Source organism: Dokdonella sp., assembly GCF_019634845.1.
Classification (GTDB): domain Bacteria; phylum Pseudomonadota; class Gammaproteobacteria; order Xanthomonadales; family Rhodanobacteraceae; genus Dokdonella_A.
In genome coordinates this window covers 193,723-216,490 of record NZ_JAHCAQ010000001.1, presented here as the reverse complement: position 1 = coordinate 216,490, position 22,768 = coordinate 193,723, and the positions used below count along the sequence as shown (strand labels likewise).

At 64.8% G+C, this 22,768-nt stretch carries 35 protein-coding genes and 3 tRNA genes; all 38 read right to left on the bottom strand.

Annotation, left to right across the window (positions count from 1 at the left end):
- Positions 1-8: 8 nt before the first annotated feature.
- Positions 9-395: a 50S ribosomal protein L17 gene (rplQ, locus tag KF903_RS01005; protein WP_291209889.1), complete on the bottom strand. Its 387-nt coding sequence runs from the start codon at positions 393-395 to the stop codon at positions 9-11.
- 163 nt (positions 396-558) lie between these two features.
- Positions 559-1,557 carry a DNA-directed RNA polymerase subunit alpha gene (rpoA, locus tag KF903_RS01000; RefSeq protein ID WP_291209887.1) on the bottom strand — a complete coding sequence of 333 codons (999 nt, stop codon included), beginning with the start codon at positions 1,555-1,557 and terminating at the stop codon, positions 559-561.
- Positions 1,558-1,633: 76 nt separating this feature from the next.
- Positions 1,634-2,266, bottom strand: coding sequence for a 30S ribosomal protein S4 (gene rpsD, locus KF903_RS00995; protein WP_291209886.1), 633 nt, complete (start codon positions 2,264-2,266; stop codon positions 1,634-1,636).
- A gap of 3 nt (positions 2,267-2,269) precedes the next feature.
- Positions 2,270-2,662: a 30S ribosomal protein S11 gene (gene rpsK / locus KF903_RS00990; protein WP_291209885.1), complete on the bottom strand. Its 393-nt coding sequence runs from the start codon at positions 2,660-2,662 to the stop codon at positions 2,270-2,272.
- 30 nt (positions 2,663-2,692) lie between these two features.
- Positions 2,693-3,049 carry a 30S ribosomal protein S13 gene (rpsM, locus tag KF903_RS00985; protein ID WP_291209883.1) on the bottom strand — a complete coding sequence of 119 codons (357 nt, stop codon included), beginning with the start codon at positions 3,047-3,049 and terminating at the stop codon, positions 2,693-2,695.
- 114 nt (positions 3,050-3,163) lie between these two features.
- Complete coding sequence (gene secY / locus KF903_RS00980; protein WP_291209881.1) at positions 3,164-4,474, bottom strand: preprotein translocase subunit SecY; 1,311 nt, start codon at positions 4,472-4,474, stop codon at positions 3,164-3,166.
- A gap of 3 nt (positions 4,475-4,477) precedes the next feature.
- Positions 4,478-4,912, bottom strand: a complete 435-nt coding sequence (gene rplO / locus KF903_RS00975; protein ID WP_291209879.1) for a 50S ribosomal protein L15 — start codon at positions 4,910-4,912, stop codon at positions 4,478-4,480.
- Between the two features lie 28 nt (positions 4,913-4,940).
- On the bottom strand, positions 4,941-5,147 hold the full coding sequence (gene rpmD, locus KF903_RS00970; protein WP_291209877.1) for a 50S ribosomal protein L30: 207 nt from the start codon (positions 5,145-5,147) through the stop codon (positions 4,941-4,943).
- The gene (rpsE, locus tag KF903_RS00965) at positions 5,140-5,652 is read right to left on the bottom strand and encodes a 30S ribosomal protein S5 (RefSeq protein ID WP_291209875.1); all 513 of its coding nucleotides are present in this window, start codon (positions 5,650-5,652) and stop codon (positions 5,140-5,142) included. The genes rpmD and rpsE overlap by 8 nt, the downstream gene beginning before the upstream one ends.
- 122 nt (positions 5,653-5,774) lie before the next feature.
- On the bottom strand, positions 5,775-6,128 hold the full coding sequence (rplR, locus tag KF903_RS00960) for a 50S ribosomal protein L18 (RefSeq protein WP_291209873.1): 354 nt from the start codon (positions 6,126-6,128) through the stop codon (positions 5,775-5,777).
- Positions 6,129-6,229: 101 nt separating this feature from the next.
- Positions 6,230-6,757, bottom strand: coding sequence for a 50S ribosomal protein L6 (gene rplF / locus KF903_RS00955; protein WP_291209871.1), 528 nt, complete (start codon positions 6,755-6,757; stop codon positions 6,230-6,232).
- Between the two features lie 20 nt (positions 6,758-6,777).
- Positions 6,778-7,173: a 30S ribosomal protein S8 gene (gene rpsH / locus KF903_RS00950; protein WP_291209869.1), complete on the bottom strand. Its 396-nt coding sequence runs from the start codon at positions 7,171-7,173 to the stop codon at positions 6,778-6,780.
- Between the two features lie 101 nt (positions 7,174-7,274).
- Entirely contained in the window at positions 7,275-7,580 is a 306-nt protein-coding gene (rpsN, locus tag KF903_RS00945; RefSeq protein WP_291209867.1) for a 30S ribosomal protein S14, read from the bottom strand.
- Positions 7,581-7,595: 15 nt separating this feature from the next.
- Positions 7,596-8,135, bottom strand: a complete 540-nt coding sequence (gene rplE / locus KF903_RS00940) for a 50S ribosomal protein L5 (RefSeq protein ID WP_291209865.1) — start codon at positions 8,133-8,135, stop codon at positions 7,596-7,598.
- An 11-nt stretch (positions 8,136-8,146) separates the two neighbouring features.
- Entirely contained in the window at positions 8,147-8,461 is a 315-nt protein-coding gene (rplX, locus tag KF903_RS00935) for a 50S ribosomal protein L24 (RefSeq protein WP_291209863.1), read from the bottom strand.
- Between the two features lie 11 nt (positions 8,462-8,472).
- Positions 8,473-8,841, bottom strand: coding sequence for a 50S ribosomal protein L14 (gene rplN / locus KF903_RS00930; RefSeq protein ID WP_291209861.1), 369 nt, complete (start codon positions 8,839-8,841; stop codon positions 8,473-8,475).
- 25 nt (positions 8,842-8,866) lie between these two features.
- Entirely contained in the window at positions 8,867-9,130 is a 264-nt protein-coding gene (gene rpsQ / locus KF903_RS00925; protein WP_291209860.1) for a 30S ribosomal protein S17, read from the bottom strand.
- 1 nt (position 9,131) lies between these two features.
- A complete protein-coding gene (rpmC, locus tag KF903_RS00920) occupies positions 9,132-9,326 on the bottom strand; it encodes a 50S ribosomal protein L29 (protein ID WP_291209857.1) in 195 nt (64 codons plus the stop codon).
- A complete protein-coding gene (rplP, locus tag KF903_RS00915) occupies positions 9,326-9,739 on the bottom strand; it encodes a 50S ribosomal protein L16 (RefSeq protein WP_291209855.1) in 414 nt (137 codons plus the stop codon). Before rplP ends, rpmC begins: the two co-directional genes overlap by 1 nt.
- 141 nt (positions 9,740-9,880) lie before the next feature.
- On the bottom strand, positions 9,881-10,582 hold the full coding sequence (rpsC, locus tag KF903_RS00910) for a 30S ribosomal protein S3 (protein WP_291209853.1): 702 nt from the start codon (positions 10,580-10,582) through the stop codon (positions 9,881-9,883).
- Between the two features lie 14 nt (positions 10,583-10,596).
- Positions 10,597-10,926, bottom strand: coding sequence for a 50S ribosomal protein L22 (rplV, locus tag KF903_RS00905; RefSeq protein ID WP_291209851.1), 330 nt, complete (start codon positions 10,924-10,926; stop codon positions 10,597-10,599).
- A gap of 11 nt (positions 10,927-10,937) precedes the next feature.
- The gene (gene rpsS, locus KF903_RS00900; RefSeq protein ID WP_291209849.1) at positions 10,938-11,216 is read right to left on the bottom strand and encodes a 30S ribosomal protein S19; all 279 of its coding nucleotides are present in this window, start codon (positions 11,214-11,216) and stop codon (positions 10,938-10,940) included.
- Positions 11,217-11,219: 3 nt separating this feature from the next.
- Positions 11,220-12,047, bottom strand: a complete 828-nt coding sequence (gene rplB, locus KF903_RS00895) for a 50S ribosomal protein L2 (RefSeq protein WP_291209847.1) — start codon at positions 12,045-12,047, stop codon at positions 11,220-11,222.
- Between the two features lie 51 nt (positions 12,048-12,098).
- Positions 12,099-12,389, bottom strand: a complete 291-nt coding sequence (gene rplW / locus KF903_RS00890; protein WP_291209845.1) for a 50S ribosomal protein L23 — start codon at positions 12,387-12,389, stop codon at positions 12,099-12,101.
- Positions 12,386-12,988, bottom strand: coding sequence for a 50S ribosomal protein L4 (gene rplD / locus KF903_RS00885; RefSeq protein WP_291209843.1), 603 nt, complete (start codon positions 12,986-12,988; stop codon positions 12,386-12,388). The genes rplW and rplD overlap by 4 nt, the downstream gene beginning before the upstream one ends.
- A gap of 12 nt (positions 12,989-13,000) precedes the next feature.
- Positions 13,001-13,645 carry a 50S ribosomal protein L3 gene (gene rplC / locus KF903_RS00880; RefSeq protein WP_291209841.1) on the bottom strand — a complete coding sequence of 215 codons (645 nt, stop codon included), beginning with the start codon at positions 13,643-13,645 and terminating at the stop codon, positions 13,001-13,003.
- An 11-nt stretch (positions 13,646-13,656) separates the two neighbouring features.
- Positions 13,657-13,968, bottom strand: a complete 312-nt coding sequence (rpsJ, locus tag KF903_RS00875; RefSeq protein WP_291209839.1) for a 30S ribosomal protein S10 — start codon at positions 13,966-13,968, stop codon at positions 13,657-13,659.
- A 444-nt stretch (positions 13,969-14,412) separates the two neighbouring features.
- On the bottom strand, positions 14,413-15,603 hold the full coding sequence (gene tuf / locus KF903_RS00870) for an elongation factor Tu (RefSeq protein ID WP_291209837.1): 1,191 nt from the start codon (positions 15,601-15,603) through the stop codon (positions 14,413-14,415).
- An 87-nt stretch (positions 15,604-15,690) separates the two neighbouring features.
- Positions 15,691-15,766: transfer RNA gene (locus tag KF903_RS00865), tRNA-Thr, on the bottom strand.
- 104 nt (positions 15,767-15,870) lie between these two features.
- A tRNA-Gly gene (locus KF903_RS00860) sits at positions 15,871-15,944 on the bottom strand.
- Between the two features lie 119 nt (positions 15,945-16,063).
- Positions 16,064-16,149, bottom strand: a tRNA-Tyr gene (locus tag KF903_RS00855).
- 391 nt (positions 16,150-16,540) lie between these two features.
- A complete protein-coding gene (locus tag KF903_RS00850; RefSeq protein WP_291209835.1) occupies positions 16,541-17,032 on the bottom strand; it encodes an acyl-CoA thioesterase in 492 nt (163 codons plus the stop codon).
- A 79-nt stretch (positions 17,033-17,111) separates the two neighbouring features.
- Positions 17,112-18,203, bottom strand: a complete 1,092-nt coding sequence (gene ychF / locus KF903_RS00845; RefSeq protein ID WP_291209833.1) for a redox-regulated ATPase YchF — start codon at positions 18,201-18,203, stop codon at positions 17,112-17,114.
- A gap of 137 nt (positions 18,204-18,340) precedes the next feature.
- Positions 18,341-18,931 carry an aminoacyl-tRNA hydrolase gene (gene pth, locus KF903_RS00840; RefSeq protein WP_291209831.1) on the bottom strand — a complete coding sequence of 197 codons (591 nt, stop codon included), beginning with the start codon at positions 18,929-18,931 and terminating at the stop codon, positions 18,341-18,343.
- 180 nt (positions 18,932-19,111) lie between these two features.
- Positions 19,112-19,786, bottom strand: a complete 675-nt coding sequence (locus tag KF903_RS00835) for a 50S ribosomal protein L25/general stress protein Ctc (protein WP_291209828.1) — start codon at positions 19,784-19,786, stop codon at positions 19,112-19,114.
- A 170-nt stretch (positions 19,787-19,956) separates the two neighbouring features.
- Complete coding sequence (locus KF903_RS00830; RefSeq protein ID WP_291210039.1) at positions 19,957-20,901, bottom strand: ribose-phosphate diphosphokinase; 945 nt, start codon at positions 20,899-20,901, stop codon at positions 19,957-19,959.
- Between the two features lie 245 nt (positions 20,902-21,146).
- Entirely contained in the window at positions 21,147-21,797 is a 651-nt protein-coding gene (locus KF903_RS00825) for a glutathione S-transferase family protein (protein WP_291209826.1), read from the bottom strand.
- 4 nt (positions 21,798-21,801) lie between these two features.
- Positions 21,802-22,761 (bottom strand): cysteine synthase family protein, encoded by a 960-nt coding sequence (locus KF903_RS00820; RefSeq protein ID WP_291209823.1) that lies wholly within the window; start codon positions 22,759-22,761, stop codon positions 21,802-21,804.
- Positions 22,762-22,768 lie beyond the last annotated feature (7 nt).

Sequence of the window (22,768 nt, the reverse complement as noted above, 5' to 3'; positions counted from 1 at the left end):
CTGCGTGTTCAATCCGCCGCCGGCGCCGCGTCAGTGCGCGGGCGATCGACCAGCTCGACATAGGCCATGGGCGCATTGTCGCCGGCACGCATGCCGCACTTGAGGATGCGCAGATAGCCGCCCTTGCGCTCGCGATAGCGCGGACCGAGCTCGACGAACAGCTTGCCGACCGCCTGCTTGTCGCGCAGGCGCGCGAAGGCCAGGCGGCGATTGGCCACGCCATCGACCTTGGCCAGCGTGATGAGCGGCTCGGCAACACGACGCAGCTCCTTGGCCTTGGGCAAGGTGGTGCGGATGAGCTCGTGCTTGAACAGCGACGACGCCATGTTCTTGAACATCGCTTCGCGATGGCTGCTGGTGCGATTGAACTTGCGACCCGACTTCTGGTGACGCATGACTGGAACCCTCGATCTTGATTGTTATGAGATGCCGGCACTCAGGTCCGGCATCCCGCGGTTACCCGCTTCTTGTATGGGAATCGACTTCTGGCGGTGGGATTGGTCAACGCTGCGCAATGCCAGCGATGCCCGGTTCCGCCACTCGATTCCCGCGACTACGTCAACCCAACTGCATGCCGTGGCTGATGCCCGGCGGCGGCCAGTTGTCGAGCTTCATGCCCAACTGCAGTCCGCGCTGGTACAGCACGTCCTTGATCTCGGTAAGCGACTTCTTGCCCAGGTTCGGCGTCTTGAGCAGTTCGACCTCGGTCTTCTGCACGAGATCACCGATGTAGTAGATGCTCTCGGCCTTGAGGCAGTTGGCGGAGCGCACGGTCAGTTCGAGATCGTCGATCGGGCGCAGCAGCACCGGATCGACACCACCCTTATCGGCCTTGGCATCGACGCTCTCGCGGCGCGAGAACTCACCAAACACACCAATCTGGTCCTGCAGGATCTCGGCGGCCTTGTGCACCGCATCCTCTGGCTCGATCGCCCCGTTGGTCTCGATATCGAGCACGAGACGGTCGAGGTTGGTGCGCTGCTCGAGGCGCGCATTCTCGACGTTGTAGGCGACGCGGCGCACCGGCGAGAAGGAGGCATCGAGCTGCAGGCGGCCGATCGGGCTGGCCTCCTCGTCGGGATGACGACGGGCGGTGGCCGGCTGGTAGCCGACGCCGCGCGCCACCTTCAGGCGCATGTTGAGCGCGATGTCCTTGGTCAGGTGGCAGATCACGTGCTCGGGGTTGACGATTTCGACGGTGTGGTCAACCGTGATGTCGGCAGCCGTCACGACGCCCTTGCCCTTCTTGCTGAGCGTGAGCGTGGTTTCGTCGACGCCATGCATGCGGATCGCGACGTCCTTGAGGTTGAGCAGCACCTCGATGACGTCTTCCTGCAGACCCTCGAGCGTGGTGTACTCGTGCAGCACGCCGTCGATCTCGACCTCGATGATCGCGCAGCCGGGAATGGACGACAGCAGCACGCGACGCAGCGCATTGCCGAGGGTGTGGCCAAAACCACGTTCGAGTGGCTCGGCATATACCTTGGCCACGCCGTTGCCGGCACGCTCGACTCGAATGCCGCGCGGACGCAGCACGTTGGTGGACGATCCCGCCATTGCATACTCCAGGAATCCTCGCGGATCCCGCACAGTGAAGTGGTGTTGCCGAAGCAGTCCCGACGAGGGAGCGCTTCTACTTCGAGTAAAGTTCGATGATGAGGCTTTCGTTGATGTCGGACGGCAGGTCCGAACGCTCGGGCAGCGCCTTGAGCAGGCCGCTCGCCTTCTTCACGTCGACCTCGACCCACGCCGGCGTCAGATCCATCTGCTGGGCGACGGTCAGAGCCTCCTGCACGCGCAGCTGGCTCTTGGCACGTTCCGACAGCGCGATTTCGTCACCCGGGCGCACCTGGTACGAAGGCAAGTTGACCTTCTTGCCGTTGACCTGCACACCGGCATGCGACACCAGCTGGCGGGCGGAGGCGCGCGTCACCGCAAAACCCATGCGGTAGACGACGTTGTCGAGCCGCCCTTCGAGCAGGCGCAGCAGGTTCTCGCCGGCATTGCCCTTCTGGCTCGAGGCCTTCTGGTAGTACGAACGGAACTGCCGCTCGAGCAGGCCGTAGATGCGCTTGACCTTCTGCTTCTCGCGCAGCTGCACGCCGTAGTCGGACAGGCGGCCGCGCTTGGCGCCGGCAGCACCGTGCTGGCCGGGCTTCTGCTCCAGCTTGCACTTGGAATCCAGCGCGCGCGCCGGACTCTTGAGACTGAGATCGGCGCCTTCGCGACGCGCCAGTTTGCATGTGGGACCGAGGTAGCGAGCCATGTGTCAAACCCTGCGCTTTTTGGGCGGACGGCAGCCGTTGTGCGGAATCGGCGTGACGTCGATGATGTTGGTGACCTTGAAACCGGCGTTGTTGAGCGAACGCACGGCCGATTCACGACCCGGGCCCGGCCCCTTGATGCGTACCTCGACGGTCTTGACACCGTAGTCGGCGGCCACGCGTGCAGCCTTGTCGGCGGCGACCTGGGCGGCAAACGGGGTCGACTTGCGCGAACCGCGGAAGCCGGCGCCACCCGCGGTGGCCCACGACAGGGCATTGCCCTGACGGTCGGTGATCGTCACGATCGTGTTGTTGAATGAAGCCTGCACATGAGCGACCGCATCGGTCACCACGCGCTTGATCTTCTTCTTGGTTTTGGCTGCAGCGGGTTTGTTCATTGGCCCGGATATCCTGAATTCGCTTACGACTTATTTCTTGATCGCACGCCGCGGTCCCTTGCGGGTACGCGCGTTGGTGCGAGTGCGCTGACCACGCAGCGGCAGGCCGCGGCGATGGCGCAGGCCACGATAGGTGCCCAGATCGATCAGGCGCTTGATCGACATGCCCACCTCACGACGCAGGTCACCCTCGACCGTGAACTTGGCGATCTCATGGCGCAGCTTGTCGACCTCGGCCTCGCTCAAGTCCTTGATCTTGGTGGTTGGATCGACGCCGGCGCCGACGCATACCGTCTTTGCCCGTGAGCGGCCGAGACCAAAAATGCTCTGCAAGCCGATGACGACGTGCTTTTGGGTCGGCAAATTGACACCCGCAATGCGTGCCATGCTGGAAATTCTCCAAACTGTGTTTCTGGATGCGCAGGGAACTTGACATTGTAGCCGGATCGGGATGCTGCGAAAAGCCCCCGAACCGCGGCTAACCCTCTAGCGTCTCGCCACTCAACGGCCGCGCAAATTCGCCTTCTTGAGCAGACTTTCATACTGGTGCGAGACCAGGTGCGCCTGGATCTGAGCCGTGAAGTCCATGACCACGACGACCACGATCAGGAGCGAGGTACCACCGAAATAGAACGGAACGTGCCACGCGTTGCGCAGGATGTCGGGGATCAGACACACCGCCACCAGGTACACCGCCGCGACGCCCGTCAAGCGGGTCAGCACGCCCTCGATGTAGTCCGCGGTCGCGCGGCCAGGCCGCAGCCCAGGGATCAACGCGCCCGAACGCTTGAGGTTGTCGGCCGTCTCCTGCGAGTTGAACGTCAGCATCGTGTAGAAGTAGGTGAAGATGACGATCAACAGCCCGTACAGCATCATGTGCAACGGCTCACCGGGACTGAGCGACGAAGTCAGCACCTGCAGCCAGTGGATTTCGTTGGCATTGTTGAACCAGCTCGCGGCCGTCGCCGGGAACATCAGCAGCGACGAGGCGAAGATCGGCGGGATCACGCCCGACATGTTGATCTTGAGCGGCAGGTGCGAACTCTGGTTCATGTAGGCCTTGCCGGCGCCGCCTTGGCGCCGCGCGTAGTTCACGGTGATGCGACGCTGGCCGCTCTCCATGAACACGACGAAGGCAGTGACCGCAAGCACGATCGCGAACACGATCAACACGCGCAATACCGGCATTTCGCCTGTCTGCGCCATGCCGAGCGTATGCACGACCGCCGCCGGCAGGCCGGCCACGATGCCGGCGAAGATCAGCAGCGAGATGCCGTTGCCGACGCCGCGCTCGGTGACCTGCTCGCCGAGCCACATCAGGAACAACGTACCGGCAGTCAGGCCGACCACGGTGCTGAGGATGAAGCTGGGGCCCGGCGCGATGACCACTCCGCCCTGCTGCTGCAGCATCGTCGCCACACCGAAGGACTGGAACAGACCCAGCGCGACGGTACCCGCGCGCGTATAGGTCGTGAGTTTGCGCCGGCCGGACTCGCCTTCCTTGCGCAACGCCTGCCAGCTCGGAATCACCGCCGCGAACATCTGCACGATGATCGAGGCGGAGATGTAGGGGATGACGCCCAGCGCAAACACCGACATGCGCTCGAGCGCACCGCCCGAGAACATGTTGAACATGTCGAGCAGACCACCCGACCGACCGATCAGGTCGGCCATCCTCACCGGGTCGACGCCGGGCAGCGGGATGAACGTGCCCAGACGAAACACGAACAACGCGCCGACGACAAACAGCAGGCGCTGCTTGAGCTCGGTTAGCTTGCCCAGTGAGGCCAACGGGTTGGACTGCGTCGCCACGGCTTACTCCACGCTGCCGCCGGCAGCCTCGATCGCGGCCTTGGCGCCGGCGGTCACCGCCACGCCCTTGAGCTTGATGGCGCGCTTGATGTCGCCCTTCTTGACGACCTTGGCCCGCTCGGCACGCTTCTCGACCAGGCCCGCTGCCTTGAGTGCGTCGAAATCGACGACGTCGGCCGCAAGCGCCTCGAGCTTGTACAGCAGAACCTCGCTCACCTCGTGCGACATCCGCGAACGGAAGCCGATCTTCGGCAGGCGGCGCTGCAGCGGCATCTGGCCGCCTTCGAAACCGGCCTTGACCTTGCCCTTGCCCGAACGCGCGAACTGACCCTTGTGGCCGCGGCCGGCAGTCTTGCCCAGGCCGGAGCCGATCCCGCGGCCGACACGGACACCGCTCTTGCGGGCACCGGCGGCTGGCTTGATGGTATTGAGACGCATGACTGGAAACTCCGGATGCTGTGGCGAGTTACGCGCTCTCTTCGATGCGCACGAGGTAGCTGACCTGATTGATCAGGCCACGCACCGAGGGTGAGTCGACCAGCTCGCGCACGTCGTTGATCTTGCGCAGGCCGAGCGCGCGCACGCTGGTGCGGTGACGCCCCTGGCAACTGTTGATGCTCTTGTACAGCCGCACGCGAATCTTCTTGCCGGCGGCGGTCGTGTTCTTACTCATTGCCCAGCACCTCGTCGACCGTCTTGCCGCGCTTGGAGGCAATGCGCTCCGGCGACACCATGGCCTGCAGGCCATTGATCGTCGCGCGCACCAGATTGATGGGATTGCGCGAACCCACCGCCTTGGCCAGCACGTTCTTCACCCCGACCACCTCGAGCACGGCGCGCATCGCGCCACCGGCGATGACGCCGGTACCTTCGGAGGCCGGCTGCATGAACACGCGCGCCGCACCATGATTGGCCTTGACCGCATGGAACAGCGTGCCGTTGTTGAGCTGCACCTTGACCATGCCCTTGCGCGCATGCTCCATCGCCTTGGAGATCGCGACCGGCACCTCGCGCGCCTTGCCGTAGCCGAATCCGACCCGACCCTCGCCGTCGCCGACCACGGTCAGCGCGGTGAAGCTCATCTGCCGGCCGCCCTTGACGGTCTTGGCCACGCGGTTGACGGCGATCAGCTTCTCGAGGAAGCCATCGCTGTTTTCACGTTCGTTGTTCGTTGCCATGATTCACCTGTGTGCCGCCTGCAAGGCAGAGCGGACTTTTGCTTGCGACTGGGTCGCTTGGAGTTGTGGGTACTGCGCAGGAACGCACTGCGTGGGCGCATCAAACCGCCCGCGCAGGTCAATCAGAACTTCAGGCCCGCCTCGCGCGCCGCATCGGCCAGAGCCTGGATACGACCGTGATAACGGAAACCGGAGCGGTCGAACGCAACCGTGTCGACGCCGGCCTTGAGTGCGGCCTCGGCGACCGCCTTGCCCACGGCCGCGGCCGCGCTCTTGTTCTTGGTGCCCTTGAGACCATCCTTGACGGCCTTCTGCAACGTCGATGCAGCCGCGATGACCTTGCTGCCATCGGCGCTTTGCACCTGGGCGTAGATGTGCTGCGCGCTGCGATGCACCGACAGACGCGGCACGCCCAGAGTGCGGATGTGCGCGCGCGTGGACTTGGCGCGGCGCAGTCTTGCGATGTTCTTTTCCATTGCTGTGACTCCAGAAGCGGATCGGCTTGGGGGTTAGGCTGCCTTCGTGGGTGCCGACCGCAGAGGGTCGCCAGGACACACGCAGGCCGCGTATCGGACCACTACGCCTTCTTGGCTTCCTTGAGGGTGATCTGCTCGCCCGCGTAACGCACACCCTTGCCCTTGTAGGGCTCGGGCGGACGGAATCCGCGGATCTTGGCCGCGACCTGACCGACCTGCTGCTTGTCGGCGCCAGCCACGAGGATTTCGGTCTGCGCCGGCACCGTGATGGTGATGCCCTCGGGCGCCTTGAACACGACCGGGTGCGAAAAACCCAAGGTCAGGTTGAGGTCCTTGCCCTGCAGCGCGGCACGGAAACCGACGCCGACCAGCTCCAGCTTGCGCTGGTAGCCTTCGGTGACGCCCGTGACCATGCTGGCCAGCAGCGCGCGACTGGTACCGGCCATCTTGATCGTATCGGCATCCTGCGCGGCAAACGTGACCGTGCCGTTGTCGACCGTGACGGCGACGCCGCGCAACGGCGCCATCGACAGGCTACCCTTCGGCCCCTTGACGGTGATCGTATCGGACTTGACCTGGCACTCCACGCCCTTGGGCAGGTGGACGGGCTTCTTGGCAACGCGTGACATGGTGAATCCTCCAGGAAGCCTCAGGCGACCAGGCCGATGACTTCGCCGCCCAGGCCCTTCTTGCGTGCCTGCGCGTCGGTCATGATGCCCGACGAGGTGGAAACGATCGAAATGCCCAGTCCGTTGAGGATCTTCGGCAGTTCGTCCTTGCCGCGATACACGCGCAGGCCCGAGCGGCTGACGCGCTCGATGCGCTCGATGACCGGCTTGCCTTCGTGGTACTTGAGGGCGATCTCGAGGCGCGGCTTGCCTTCAACCGTGCTGGCCTGGACGTCGGCCACGTAGCCCTCGTCCTTGAGCAGCTTGGCGATCGCCTGCTTGACGCGGGAAGCCGGCATGGCCACGGAACGCTTGCCCGTGGCCTGCGCATTGCGAATGCGCGTAAACATGTCGGCGATGGGATCAGTCATGCTCATGTTTCAATTCCTGATTGGCATCGATATCCGCTGGATGCGGGAGTGGGGATTGGTGCTTCGGAAGGCGCTCGCGCGATTCCCGAGCCACGATTCCCGGTCTGTTACCAGCTCGCTTTGCGCAAGCCCGGCACGTCGCCACGCATGGTGGCTTCGCGCAGCTTGTGGCGGGCCAGACCGAACTTCTTGTACACGCCGCGCGAGCGGCCGGTCAGTTCGCAGCGATTGCGCTGACGCGAGGGGCTCGAGTCGCGCGGCAGCTTTTGCAGCTTGACCGCGGCGGCGATCTTGTCGTCGTACGACGCCGTCGTGCTTGCCACGATCTTCTTGAGCTCCGCCCGCTTGGCGGCATGGCGCTTCACCAGCTTGGTACGCTTGATGTCGCGGTTGATCATTGAACGCTTGGCCATCGGTGTCGCCTGCGATTAGTTGCGGAACGGGAAGTTGAAGGCCTCGAGCAGCGCCTTGGCTTCTTCGTTGGTGCGCGCGGTCGTGGTGATCGCGATGTCCATGCCGCGCAGGGCATCGATCTGGTCGAAATCGATCTCGGGGAAGATGATCTGTTCCTTGATGCCCATGTTGAAATTGCCGCGGCCGTCGAACGATCGGCCCGAAATGCCGCGAAAATCGCGCACGCGCGGCAACGCAATGTTGATGAAGCGGTCGAGGAACTCGAACATGTTGGCGCGGCGCAGGGTGACCTTGCAGCCGATCGGCCAGTTCTCGCGGATCTTGAACGTGGCATGCGCCTTGCGCGACAGAGTCACGACCGGCTTCTGGCCGCAGATCTTGGCCATGTCGGCCACCGCGTTCTCCAGCACCTTCTTGTTGCCGACCGCCTCGCCCACGCCCATGTTGAGCGTGATCTTGGTCAGGCGCGGCACCTGCATCGGGTTGGTGTACTTGAAGCGCTCGGTCAGCTTCGGCACGACCTGTTCTTTGTAGATTGTCTCAAGACGAGTCACGGCAGCAGACCTCAGGCGTCGACCACTTCACCGGTGGAGCGGTACACGCGGACCTTGCGCCCCGTCTGGAGCGTCTTGAAGCCCACGCGCTCACCCTTGCCGGTGGCGGAGTTGAACAACATAACATTGGAAATGTGGATCGCAGCTTCACGCTCGACGATGCCACCAGGCTGGTTGGCCTGCGGATTCGGCTTGGTGTGCCGCTTGACCATGTTCACGTTCTCGACGAACACGGAATCACCCGTGACGCGCGCGACCGTGCCTTTCTGGCCCTTGTTCTTGCCGGCGATCACCAGAACCTGGTCGCCCTTGCGGATACGGTTCATGACATCACCTCTTACAGTACTTCCGGCGCCAGCGAGACGATTTTCATGAATCGTTCGCTGCGCAGCTCGCGCGTCACCGGCCCGAAGATACGGGTCCCGATCGGCTCGAGCTTGTTGTTGAGCAGGACGGCGGCGTTGCCGTCAAAGCGGATCAACGAACCGTCGGCGCGACGCACACCCTTGCGCGTGCGCACCACCACGGCGTCATAGACCTCACCCTTCTTGACCTTGCCACGCGGAATCGCGTCACGCACCGATACCTTGATGACGTCACCGATCTGCGCATAGCGGCGCTTGGAACCACCCAGCACCTTGATGCACATCAGTTCCTTGGCGCCGCTGTTGTCCGCCGCGGCCAGCGTGGTCTGCATCTGGATCATGTCGCTGTCTCCCTTTGCCCCACGCTCAGGCTTCGGCGCGCGTGACGACCTTCACCACGCGCCAGTTCTTGGTCTTGGAAAGCGGCCGGCACTCGGCAATGCGAACGACGTCGCCTTCGCGGCACTCACCGGCTTCGTCATGCGCATGCACCTTGGTCGAGCGGCGCACGATCTTGCCGTACAGCGGGTGCTGCACCTGGCGCTCGAGCAGCACGGTGACCGTCTTGGCCATCTTGTTGGACACGACGCGTCCTTCCAGGGTGCGGGTTTTCTTCTCGGTATCGCTCATTTCACTGCCCCTGCTTCTTCGCGCCGAGCAGGTGCTTGACCTGCGCGATCTCGCGGCGCACACGGCCGAACTGGTGGGTCTGCGGCAGCTGGCCGGAGCCCTTCTGCATGCGCAGGTTGAATTGCTCGCGACGCAGCTCGCGAAGATGCTCGGTGAGCTGCTGCTCGCTCTGTTGGCGGAGTTCCTTGAGTTCCATCACAGCACCGTACGCGCAACGAATTGGGTTTGGATCGACAGCTTGGCCGCGGCCAGGCGGAACGCCTCGCGCGCATCGCTCTCGGCGACGCCTTCGATTTCGTACAACATGCGACCGGGCTGGATCGGCGCCACCCAGTACTCCACGTTGCCCTTGCCGCTGCCCATGCGGACCTCGATCGGCTTCTTGGTGATCGGCTTGTCCGGGAACACGCGAATCCACAACTTGCCACCGCGCTTTACATAGCGCGTGATGCAGCGACGAGCCGCCTCGATCTGACGCGCGGTCAGATGTCCGTGGGTGGTCGCCTTGAGGCCGAACTCACCGAAGCTGACCTTGTTGGATACATAGGACAGACCGCGGTTGCGGGCCTTCTGGACCTTGCGAAACTTGGTGCGCTTGGGTTGCAGCATGACTTGGTCTCTGCCTGTGCGATCGTCCAGGATCGCGATAATCAAGAAGCGATCGTCCCGACCGCATTTCAGTATTCTTCATGCGACCATCCGGGCCGCGAAACTCACCAGGCGATCATCCTGATCGCGGGATTCAGATCGTCAGCTCTTCGGCGCGCGGCGCTGCGGGCGCTCGTCGGCCGCCTCGGCCTTGGCTTCCTGCTGGGCCGCGTGCAGATCGAAGATCTCGCCCTTGTACACCCACACTTTCACGCCGATGATGCCGTAGGTGGTCGACGCTTCCGCAAAGCCATAGTCGATGTCGGCGCGCAGCGTGTGCAGCGGAACGCGGCCTTCGCGGTACCACTCCGAGCGGGCAATTTCCGCTCCGTTGAGGCGACCCGCAACGTTGACCTTGATGCCCAGCGCACCCAGACGCATCGCGTTTTGCACCGAGCGCTTCATCGCGCGGCGGAACATGATGCGGCGCTCGAGCTGCTGCGCGATCGATTCGGCGACCAGCTGCGCGTCAAGCTCTGGCTTGCGCACTTCGCTCACGTTGATGTGCGCAGGAACGCCCATCACGTCGGAGACTTCCTTGCGCAGCTTCTCGATGTCCTCACCCTTCTTGCCGATGACGACACCCGGACGCGCGGAGAAGATCGTGACGCGGGCGGTCTTGGCGGGGCGCTCGATCTGGATCTTCGAGATACCGGCCTGGGCCAGCTTCTTCTTGAGCAGCTCACGCACCTTGAGGTCGGCACCCAGGTACTGCGCGTATTCGCGCTTGCCGGCGAACCACTTCGAGTTCCAGTCCTTGGAAATGCCAAGACGGATGCCGATCGGATTGACTTTATGACCCATGAGTATCGTCCCGTTTATTCGCCGACAACCACGGTGATGTGGCTGGTACGCTTGGAGATGCGCGAACCGCGACCCTTGGCACGCGCATGCATGCGCTTGATGATCGCCCCTTCGTCGACGAAGATGCGCGCCACCTTGAGCTCGTCGACATCGGCACCGAGATTGTTTTCGGCGTTGGCCACGGCCGACAGCAGCACCTTGCGGATCAGGTGGGCCGCCTTCTTGTCGCTGAATTGAAGCAGGTTGGTCGCCCGACCAACCGGCAGGCCACGCACCTGGTCGGCGACCAGGCGGGCCTTCTGCGGGGAGATGCGCGCGCTGCGCAGGATCGCTTTGGCTTCCATCGTATTCACCGTCACTTCTTGGCGTCAGCGGCTTTCTTGTCGCCGCCGTGCGCCTTGAATGTCCGCGTCACCGCGAATTCGCCGAGCTTGTGCCCGACCATGTTTTCGTTGACCAGCACCGGAACGTGCTGGCGACCGTTGTGGATGGCCAGCGTGAAGCCGACCATTTCCGGCACCACCATCGAGCGGCGCGACCAGGTCTTGATCGGCTTCTTGCTGCTGCCCGCAGTCTCCACCTTCTTCATCAGGTGGTGGTCGACGAACGGACCCTTCTTCAGTGAGCGTGCCATTGATTAACCCCTGCGATCGCGGACGATGAACTGCGTCGTGCGCTTGTTCTTGCGTGTCTTGTAACCCTTGGTCGGCATGCCCCACGGTGACACCGGGTGGGGATTACCCTGACCTGCCTTGGCCTCACCACCGCCGTGCGGATGGTCGACCGGGTTCATCACCGCGCCGCGCACCGTCGGACGCACGCCGCGCCAACGCGATGCGCCGGCCTTGCCCAGCTTCTCGAGGTTGTGCTCGGAATTGCCGACTTCGCCGATGGTGGCGCGGCAATCGGCCGGCACCTTGCGCATTTCGCCCGAACGCAGGCGCAGCGTCGCGTAGCCCTGCTCACGCGCGACCAGCTGCGCCGACGCGCCTGCCGAGCGCGCGATCTGCGCGCCCTTGCCGGGCTTCATTTCGATGCAATGCACGACCGAACCGATCGGGATGTTGCGCAGCGGCAGCGAATTGCCGACCTTGATCGGCGCGTCGCGGCCCGACATGAGCTGGTCACCCACCTTGGCGCCCTTGGGCGCGATGATGTAGCGGCGCTCGCCATCGACGAAGCACAACAAGGCGATGTGCGCGGTACGGTTGGGATCGTACTCGATCCGCTCGATCCGGCACGCGATGTTTTCCTTGTCGCGCTTGAAGTCGATGATGCGGTAATGCTGCTTGGAACCACCGCCCTTGTGGCGCGTGGTGATGCGCCCGTAGTGGTTGCGGCCACCGGTCTTGGACTGCGACTCGGTCAGCGGCGCATACGGCGCGCCCTTGTGCAAGCCCGGCGTGGACACGCGCACTACGGCGCGGCGTCCGGCGGAAGTGGGTTTGACTGTGATCAGTGCCATGATGTCTTTTCCTGATTTCCGTGCACGCCGGAGGCGCCCACGGCCACCGTCTTAGGGCTTGGCCGTCACGTCGATGGTGTGACCATCGGCGAGTCGAACGTAGGCCTTGCGCTTGTTGCCACGCGTACCGGCGCGATTGCGGAACGACCTGGACTTGCCCTTGAGGTTGACCAGGTTGACCGACGCCACTTCGACGCTGAACAGACCTTCCACCGCGGCCTTCACATCGGCCTTGGTGGCGGCTTGCACGACTTCGAACACGTACTGGTTGTTCTCCTGCAGACGCGCGCTCTTTTCGGAGATGTGCGGCGCACGCAGGATGCTGAAAAGTTGCTCTTTCACGCCAGCCACTCCTCGACACGCTTGAGGGACTCGACCGTCATCACGACCTTGTCGGCTCCAACCAGGCTCACCGGGTCGAGCGCAGCCACATCGACGATCTGCAGGTAGGGGATATTGCGCGCCGCGAGGAAAAGCGCCTCGCTGCCGCTTTCGGTGACGATGACCACGCGGCCACTCGCCGCCAGCTCGGCCAGCCGCGCGACCATCTGCTTGGTCTTGGGCTGTTCGATGCCAATCGACTCGACGACCGTGATGCGGTCCTGGCGCGCCAATTCCGACAGAATCGACGCCATCGCACCGCGAAACATCTTGCGGTTGATCTTCTGGGCGAAACTGCGCGGCCGCGCCGCGAACGTCACACCGCCGCCGCTGAAGATCGGCGCGGTCAGCGCGCCGTGACGGGCACCGCCGCCCTTCTGGCGCTTGGATTTCTTGGTCGTGCCGCTGACTTCCGCGCGCGACTTCTGCTTCTTGGTGCCGGCACGCCCCGCATTGCGGTAGGCGACCACCACCTGGTGCACGAGATCCTCGCGGAAATCCTTGCCGAACACCGCGTCGGAAACGCTGACGGGCTTGGCGCCAATGACATTGAGTTCCATGGCGTCTGCTCCTTACTTCGACTTGACCGCAGGACGGATCACCACATCGCCACCGGGCGCGCCGGGGACGGCACCCTTGACGGCGATCAGGTGACGCTCGGTGTCGATCTTCACCACTTCGAGGTTGATCGACGAACGCCGCACGGCGCCCATGTGACCGGCCATCTTCTTGCCCGGAAACACGCGGCCCGGCGTCTGCCGCTGGCCGATCGAGCCCGGCGAGCGGTGCGACAGCGAGTTGCCGTGCGTGGCGTCGCCCATCGTGAAATGGTGACGCTTGATCGTGCCCTGGAAGCCCTTGCCCTTGCTGACCCCGGCGACATCGACCTTCTGGCCGACCGCGAAGATCTCGTCAGCCTTGAGTTCGCCACCGACCGCGTACTTGCCCAGGTCGTCCGCATCGACGCGGAACTCCCACAGGCCGCGCCCGGCGGTGACCTTGGCCTTGGCGTAGTGGCCGGCCTGCGGCTTGTTGACCAAGCCCGCGCGCTTGTTGCCGGCCGTGACCTGCACGGCGCTGTAGCCATCGTTTTCGACGGTCTTCACCTGCGTCACGCGGTTCGGCGTCGCCTCGATCAGCGTCACCGGCACCGAACGACCATCTTCGGTGAAGACGCGGCTCATGCCGCATTTACGACCCACCAACCCGATACTCATGATCTATTGCCTCAGTGCAGCTTGATCTGTACATCGACGCCGGCCGCGAGATCGAGCTTCATCAGCGCGTCCACGGTCTTGTCATTCGGGTCGACGATGTCCATCACGCGCTTGTGAACGCGCGTCTCGTACTGGTCGCGCGCATCCTTGTCGGCATGCGGCGAAACGAGGATCGTGTAGCGCTCGATCTTCGTGGGCAGCGGGATCGGGCCGAGCACGGTCGCGCCGGTGCGCTTGGCCGTCTCGACGATTTCGCTCGCCGAACGATCGATCAATCGATGATCGAACGCCTTGAGCCGGATACGAATCTTCTGGTCCGCCATTGCCGTGTCCCTTGAATCTGAAAGAACAGTGTTCGGTGACAGCGAGGCTCTCTGAACCCCGCCCGCCGGTGCTTGATACGGTGCCGCCGGCCGACCCTTGCAAGCGTCGGCGACCAGCCGTGTCGCAAGCCAGTCGCCCAACTACAAAGATTGGGCGGACCGCTGCCGGCCGCCCAATCCTGAAATGTGCAACAAGACGGAACCGTGTTGCCGTTCCGTGGCCGCGAGCATCGCGGCCGACAATCCCTGTCTGCGAACTCGAAGCACGTCCTGCGCCTCATTTCGCTGTTGTCGCTGTCACGGCAACTGGCCGCGTCAGCAAGGAGCCGCGCACTATAGTGCAGTCCGCGGCAAAAGAAAAGCCCCTTGATGCAGGAAATCCGGCAAACCGGGCGGCGCCGGCAAACGATCGCCGGCACGCCCGGATTCCGGTGCCCGTATCCGTTACTGGATGACCTTCGCCACCACGCCGGCGCCGACGGTACGGCCGCCTTCGCGGATCGCAAAGCGCAGACCTTCGTCCATCGCGATCGGCGCGATCAGCGTCACCACCATTTTGATGTTGTCGCCCGGCATCACCATCTCGACGCCCGCCGGCAGCTCCACCGCGCCCGTCACGTCCGTCGTGCGGAAGTAGAACTGCGGGCGGTAGCCCTTGAAGAACGGCGTATGACGACCGCCCTCGTCCTTCGACAGCACGTACACCTCCGACTCGAACGTGGTGTGCGGCGTGATCGAACCCGGCTTGGCCAGCACCTGGCCACGCTCCACGTCGTCACGCTTGGTGCCGCGCAGCAGCAGACCCGCGTTGTCGCCCGCCTGGCCCTGATCCAGCAGCTTGCGGAACATCTCCACGCCCGTCACCGTCGTCTTCGTCGTCGGCCGGATGCCCACGATCTCGACTTCCTCGCCCACCTTGATCACGCCGCGCTCGATGCGCCCCGTCACCACCGTGCCACGGCCCGAAATCGAGAACACGTCCTCGACCGGCATCAGGAACGCCTTGTCCACGTCACGCTGCGGCTCGGGAATCCACGTGTCCAGCGCATCCACCAGCTTGATGATCGACGGCACGCCGATATCCGACTGGTCGCCTTCCAGCGCCTTCAGCGCCGAACCCTTCACGATCGGCGTGTCGTCGCCCGGGAAGTTGTACTTGGAAAGCAGCTCGCGAACTTCCATCTCGACCAGGTCGAGCAGCTCCGCGTCATCGACCATGTCGGCCTTGTTCATGTACACCACGATGTACGGCACGCCCACCTGGCGCGCCAGCAGGATGTGCTCGCGCGTCTGCGGCATCGGGCCGTCCGCGCTCGACACCACCAGGATCGCACCGTCCATCTGCGCCGCACCCGTGATCATGTTCTTCACGTAGTCCGCGTGGCCAGGGCAGTCCACGTGCGCGTAATGGCGCGTCGGGCTCTCGTATTCCACGTGCGAGGTCGAGATCGTGATCCCGCGCGCCTTCTCTTCCGGCGCCTTGTCGATCGCGTCATACGCCTTGAACTCACCGCCAAAGCGCTCCGCACCCACCTTCGTCAGCGCCGCCGTCAGCGTCGTCTTGCCGTGGTCCACATGACCAATCGTGCCCACGTTCACGTGCGGCTTCTTGCGCTCGAATTTTTCCTTGGACATGTCTTCAAACCTCGATCTGATGGAAGCTGATCTAAGTGCTGGCGAAATCGGGCAACGACCCGTCTGCGCGACCCGCCGTCGGTGAAATGGTGCTCACGACTGGAATCGAACCAGTGACCTCCTCCTTACCAAGGAGGTGCTCTACCGACTGAGCTACGTGAGCAGTTGCTTGCGCGGCCGCTCCTGACCGCAAAGAACAGACCGACATCCATGCCGGACATTTCAAGACCGTTGAAGCTGGAACCACCAACCTTGCGCGATGTTCAGTGGAGCGGGAGACGGGAATCGAACCCGCACCATCAGCTTGGAAGGCTGAGGTTCTACCATTGAACTACTCCCGCCTTGCATCAGGTGGAGCCGCGCCGCCGGGGCAACGCCTTGTCACTTCGTGTAGCTGGTGGAGGAAGGTGGATGACTCCGGGCGTCCTGCCCTCCGCCCCTCCGGGGTGTCCTTGGTGATTGGTGGAGGGAGGTGGATTCGAACCACCGAAGGCGTGAGCCAGCAGATTTACAGTCTGCCCCCGTTGGCCGCTTGGGTATCCCTCCGGAAAATCTCTTTCGTTCCTGTCGTTGTCCTGTTGCTCGCCTCACGCCTGCGATGCTGCGCATCGCCAGGGAGGTGGATGACTCCGGGCCTCCTGCCCTTCGCCCTCCGGGCCGCGCCGCTTCGCGTCGCGTTCAAGTTCGCTCCCGGCGAACTTGTCGAACCACCGAAGGCGTGAGCCAGCAGATTTACAGTCTGCCCCCGTTGGCCGCTTGGGTATCCCTCCGAAAATCTCTTTCGTTCCTGTCGTTGTCCTGCGACCTTCCTCGCTCCAGCTGTCCTGCGCGCACACCATCGCGTCGAGCGAGCCGCGCATTTTCGTGGCAGATCGCCACCACTGTCAAGGCGGCGGCTGTCGCTCAACCAAGCGCTCGGTGCGGCGCGCGCGGCGACTCAGCCGCCGTGGCCCGTGGTCTGCCCGGAATCCTCCGCCTCGATCGTCGTCGACAGCGCCAGCAGGCGCTGCGCGTACTCGGCCAAACGCCGATCGTCCGGGCTGACCGGCTGCCAGGGTGGCACCGGCGCCGGCTTGCCGTCGGGCGCATCGAGCGCGACAAACACGATCACACAGCGGGTGGCCCTGCGCTCGACCGACCCCTTGAGGTCGCGCGCGACCACATCGACGGCGAAATGCATGCTCGAGGTGCCGGTGTGCACGAGGGTGGCGCGCACGGTCACGAGATCACCGATGAGGATCGGCGCCACGAACTGGATGCCACCCACCGCCACCGTGACGCAATAGCGGCCACTCCAGCCGACGGCCGCCGCATAACCGGCCTGGTCGATCCACTTCATGACCATGCCGCCGTGAACCTTGCCACCGAAGTTCACATCGGTCGGCTCGGCCAGGAACCTGAACTCGACCTCGCGCTGTTGTCCCGGCATCGCTTCTCTCCTCGCCCCGCTCCATCGATCGTACCGCGGCGACTGGCGACCACCGCACCGAGCGTGCGGCGGCGCCCGCTCAGACGTTGAAACGGAAGTGCAACACGTCGCCTTCCTGCACGATGTAGTCCTTGCCTTCCAGGCGCAAGCGACCGGCATCACGCGCCCCGCTCTCGCCGCGGTACTTGATGTAGTCGTCGTAGGCGATGGTTTCGGCGCGGATGAAGCCGCGCTCGAAGTCGGTATGGATCACGCCTGCCGCCTGCGGCGCGGTGGCGCCTTTCCTCACCTGCCAGGCGCGCACCTCCTTCTCACCGGCAGTGAAATAGGTCTGCAGGCCGAGCAGCTTGTAGCCGGCGCGGATGACGCGGTTGAGCCCAGGCTCGTCCAGACCGAGGTCCTTGAGGAACTCGTCGCGGTCGGCTTCCTCGAGCTGGGCCATTTCCTCCTCGATCGCCGCACAGACCGGCACCACCTCGGCGCCCTCGCCGGCCGCGCGCTCGCGCACGCGATCCAGGTGCGGGTTGCCCTCGAAGCCATCCTCGCGCACGTTGGCGATGTACATGAGCGGTTTGAGCGTGAGCAGGAACAGGTCGCGCACGAGTGCCTTCTCCTCCTCGTCCAGACCCAGGCTGCGCGCCCCGCGCCCTTCATTGAGGCCCGCCGCCAGCTTTTGCAGCACGGGCCGCCGCGCCAGCGCTTCCTTGTCGTTGGCCTTGGCGGCGCGTTCGACCCGCGCCAGCGCCTTCTCCACCGACTCCAGGTCGGCCAGTGCCAACTCGGTGTCGATGGTCTCGATGTCGGCGATCGGATCGACGCGACCGGCCACATGCACGATGTCATCGTGCTCGAAGCAGCGCACCACGTGCGCGATCGCATCGACCTCGCGGATGTGGGCAAGGAACTTGTTGCCCAGTCCCTCGCCCTTGGAGGCGCCCGCGACGAGACCGGCGATGTCGACGAACTCGATCGAGGTGGGAATGATCTTGAGCGGCTTGGCGATCCCGGCCAGCGCGGCAAGCCGCGGGTCAGGCACCGGCACCACGCCTACGTTCGGCTCGATCGTGCAGAACGGAAAATTGGCCGCAGCGATGCCGGCATTGGTGAGCGCGTTGAACAGGGTCGACTTGCCGACGTTGGGCAGGCCGACGATGCCGCATTTGATACCCATGACTTGGTCCGAATTGAGGAAAAGGGAAGCGGGAATCGGCAACAACCAAGGTCCACGACGCGGCGCGCTGGTGCTGCGCCACGACGCGGGCAGCGGCTTCGGCTCGCCGCTCGGCCGCGCGCGCCATGCCAGCCGCGCTACTCTGCGGCTGCCGCCGTGTGCAGTCGCTTCATGGCCGCACTGAAGTCGCCGGCCGTCGCCAGCGGCAACACGTCGAGCGCATCGGCGATCGCGCGCAACATGGCGGCCTCGTCGGAAGCCGACGGCCGCCCCAGCACCCATCCCAGCACGCGATCCTTGTTGCCGGGGTGGCCAATGCCGATGCGCAGGCGGTGAAAACGGCCATGGCCCAGCTGCGCGAACAGGTCGCGCAGGCCGTTCTGGCCGCCATGGCCACCGTCGAACTTGAGTCGTGCCGTGCCGGCCGGAAGGTCGAGGTCGTCATGCACGACAAGCATCTGCTCGGGCTCGATCTTCCAGTAGCGCAATGCTGCGCCGACCGATGCGCCGCTCGCGTTCATGAACGTCAGCGGCTTGAGCAGCCACACCGGGCGCTCGGCCACGACGACCTTGGCGACCTCGCCGCGCAGCTTCGACTCGACGCCAAAGCGCACACCCTCGCGGGCGGCAAGCGCATCGGCGAACCAGAACCCGGCATTGTGGCGCGTGCGCAGGTGCTCGGCACCGGGATTGCCGAGTCCGACGATGAGGCGCAGAGGGTCCGACATTCAGGGCATTCCCGGCACGAACCAGCATCGATGTGCCATTGATCCGGCGCTCATGCCGGCGCTGGCCACGAGGAAGCCGGCCGGTGCCGGCATTCCTCGGGCCATGCTGCGCAACCGGACAGCACCGGATCCCGGCTCAGCGTGCCTGCGGGCACCGTCCGCGATGGCGCCATCGCGGCATCACTTCTTGTCGTCCTTCTTGGCGGCCGGTGCAGCAGCGGCGGCGGGCGCCGCGGCGGCATCGCCTTCGGTCGTGGCCGCAGACTCGGCTTCCTCGCGCATCTCGCGCACCACCACCACGGCGATGTCGTGCTCCTTGCCCAGGCGCAGCGACGGAATCTCGACGCCCTTGGGCAGCTTGATGGCGGACAGATGCACGATGTCGCCGATGTTGAGCGCCGACAGGTCGACGGCGATGAACTCGGGCAGGTCGCGCGGCAGGCACGACACTTCGACCTCGGTCAGCTCGCGCATGACGACGACGCCCGAGGTCTTGCCGGCCGGCGAGACTTCCTGGTTGAGGAAGTGCAGCGGCACGCGCACACGCAGGGCCTCGTTCTCGTTGACGCGCTGGAAGTCCAGATGCATCACGAGCTGCTTGAACGGGTGGCGCTGCATGTCACGCAGCAGGACCTTCTGCACGTCGCCGCCCAGGCTCAGGTCGAGGATCGAGGAATAGAACCATTCGTTCTGGCTGGCGTGCCAGACGTCCTTGTGCTGGATCTGGATGCTGACCGGCTGGAGCTCGCCGCCATAGACGATGGCGGGCACGAAGCCGGCACGACGCAGGCGGCGGCTCGCACCCTTGCCCTCGTCATTGCGCTTTTCGACATTGATCGTATGTGTAGTTGCCATTTTGGTATTGCCTTTCCTTCGAGTGATGCCGCCTCGCGGCGGCTGGATGCTCTCCCGCGACCAGGAGAGCGGTGCTGTGGCGGGAACGTGGCCCGGTGCAGTCGGCGGTCAACGTGGGCGGTTGCCCGCGTTGGCCGATTGCCGAGTCCGCGCTGGCGCCCGTGTATTCCTCAATCCACGTACAACGAACTGACCGACTGCCCGATCGCGATGCGACGGATCGTCTCGGCCAGCAGTTCGGCCACCGACAACTGGCGGATCCGCCGACAGCGCCGGGCTTCCTCGCGCAGCGGGATCGTGTCGGTGACGACCAGCTCGTCGAGCTGTGAATTCTCGATGTTGGTGATCGCCGCGCCCGACAGCACCGGATGCGTGCAGTAGGCGACCACCTTGCGCGCGCCGTTCTTCTTCAGCGCCACCGCCGCGGCACACAGCGTGCCGGCGGTGTCGACGATATCGTCGACGAGCACGCACACCTTGTCCTTGACCTCGCCGATGATGTTCATCACGGTCGCCTCGTTGGCGCGCGGACGACGCTTGTCGATGATGGCCAGATCCGCGTCATCGAGGCGCTTGGCGACCGCGCGTGCGCGCGCCACGCCACCGATGTCGGGCGACACCACGATCAGCTCGCCCTTGGCGTAGTAATGGCGCCAGATGTCGGCGAGCAGGATCGGCGAGGCATAGACGTTGTCCAGCGGCATGTCGAAAAAGCCCTGGATCTGGTCGGCATGCAGGTCGATCGTGAGCACGCGGTCGGTACCGACCACGCCGATCATCTGTGCCGCCACCTTGGCCGTGATCGGCACGCGAGCCGAGCGTGGCCGCCGGTCCTGCCGCGCATAGCCCAGGTACGGGATCACGGCCGTGACGCTGCCGGCCGAGGCGCGCTTGAGCGCATCCACCAGGGCCAGCAGTTCCATGAAGTTGTCAGCGGTCGGAGCACAGGTCGGTTGGATCACGAACACGTCCTGCTGACGCACGTTCTCCTCGATCTCGATCTGCACCTCGCCATCGCTGAAGCGCCCCACCAGCGCCTTGCCCAGCGGCAGGTTGAGCTCTTCGCAAGTGGCTGCCGCCAGCGCGCGATGCGCGTTGCCCGAGAAGACGAGCATCCTGGAGGTGTCCAAGTTGGTGTTCACGGCCGCGCTCCGCTGGTTCGACTGCCGGCGCTCCGTGGCTTGCGGAGTGCACCCGGGCTCGAGTCCGGCGCCCGCACCCGCGCCGCCGCAGGCAAGGCTGCGGACAACATCGAGGCTGACTGCACCGGAACCGCTGCGATGGGGTAAGCGACCATTGCAGCGAGCCCGAAAGTCTAGCACGAAAACGATGCTGCGCCGCCGCAACCACGGCGCCGCGGTCAACCGCGGACAGCGCCGGGCCGGCAGCCCGGATGCAGGCTGGCCGCCGCTGCCGGCCGCGTGGCGACGCGCTCGAACCAAGGCCCCAGCCGCGGCAAGCTGCGGTCGAAGTCCTGGCCGACCGACGCGGCGAAGTCGAGCCACACATAAAGCCAGATGTCGGCCAGCGTGAAACGCGCCCCGGCAAGAAATTCGCCGCCGCCGAGCAGGCCGTCGAACCAGGCGATGCGATCCTGCGCCACCCGTTTGAGCCCGACCGCGGCCTCGGGTGCGACCGGGATGCGGCCCTGGAACCGTGCCAGGCCTTCGCCGTAGTGATAGGCGTTGTGGATGTACTCGGTGATGTTGAGCTCCGCGCGCCGCTGCCATTGACGCGCAAGCGCCCGCTCGAGCGCGGTCGCGCCGATCAGCGCTGGCGCGGGGTGCAGTTCCTCCAGGTACTCCATGATCGCGATCGATTCGGCGATCGCGCTGCCGTCGTCGAGCAGCAGCGCCGGCGTCTGCCCGGCCGGATTGCGCGCGAGGTACGGCGCTTGCCGATTCTCGCCCGTGAACACGTCGACCTGCTGCACGGGCAGGCGCAGACCCTTCTCGAGCAGAAACATGCGCACGCTGCGCGGGGCGGGACTGAGCGCATCGAGCAGCAGCATGGCATCAGTGGAACGGCACCGGGCCGTCGCTGCTGGCAGTGGGGCGCATGAAGAAATCGTGCAGGTACTTCTCGCCCTCGTCGTCGAAGATCGTCACCACGGTCCTGAGCTCGGGGAACTGCTCACGGATGTGGCGCGCGGCAAGCAGGTGCGCGCCGGAACTGGGCCCGCAGAACAGGCCGCGCGTGCGCGCCAGTTGCCGCATCATCGCCACCGCGTCGGAACTGGCCACGCTGGTGGTGTCGCCCACCAGTGTGCGATGCTTGGCGAAGATGCCAGGCACGAAGCCATCGGAGATTCCCTCGATCTGATGCAGCGCGACCTCGCCGCACAGGATCGTGCGCGATTCGGTCGGCTCCATCGCGAACAGGCGCACGTTCGGGTTGACCTTGCGGAAGGCCTGGCCGACGCCGATCAGCGTGCCGCCGGTTCCCACCCCGTGCACGAACGCGTCGGGCACGCGACCTGCGGGCAGCTGGGCGAGGATTTCCGGGCCGAGCCACTCGCGGTTTTCCTCCACGTTCCATTCCGACTCGAACTGGCCCGGGAAGAAGAAGCCGGGCTGACGGCCGAGCTCGCGGGCGCGCTCGAGCGCATCGTTGACGTGGAACGTGCCGCAGAACAGCACCTCGGCGCCGAACGCGCGCGAGATCGCCACGCGCTCGCTCGACAGGCCCTCGGGCATCACCACGATCATGCGGTAGCCCTTGACCGCCGCCACCATCGAGAACGCATTGCCGGTGTTGCCGCTGGTCGCCTCGACGATGGTGTCGCCGGGCCGGAGCTGGCCGCTCTGCTCGGCGCGCTCGATGATGTACTTGGCGATGCGCGCCTTGATCGATCCCGACGGGTTGAGGAATTCGCACTTGGCGTAGATGCCGTCGATCTCGAGCAGCGGCGTGTCACCGATCGCATCGAGGATGCTGGTCGACAGCGTGGTGTGGCGTTTCGGGCGCGGGTCCATGGCTGGT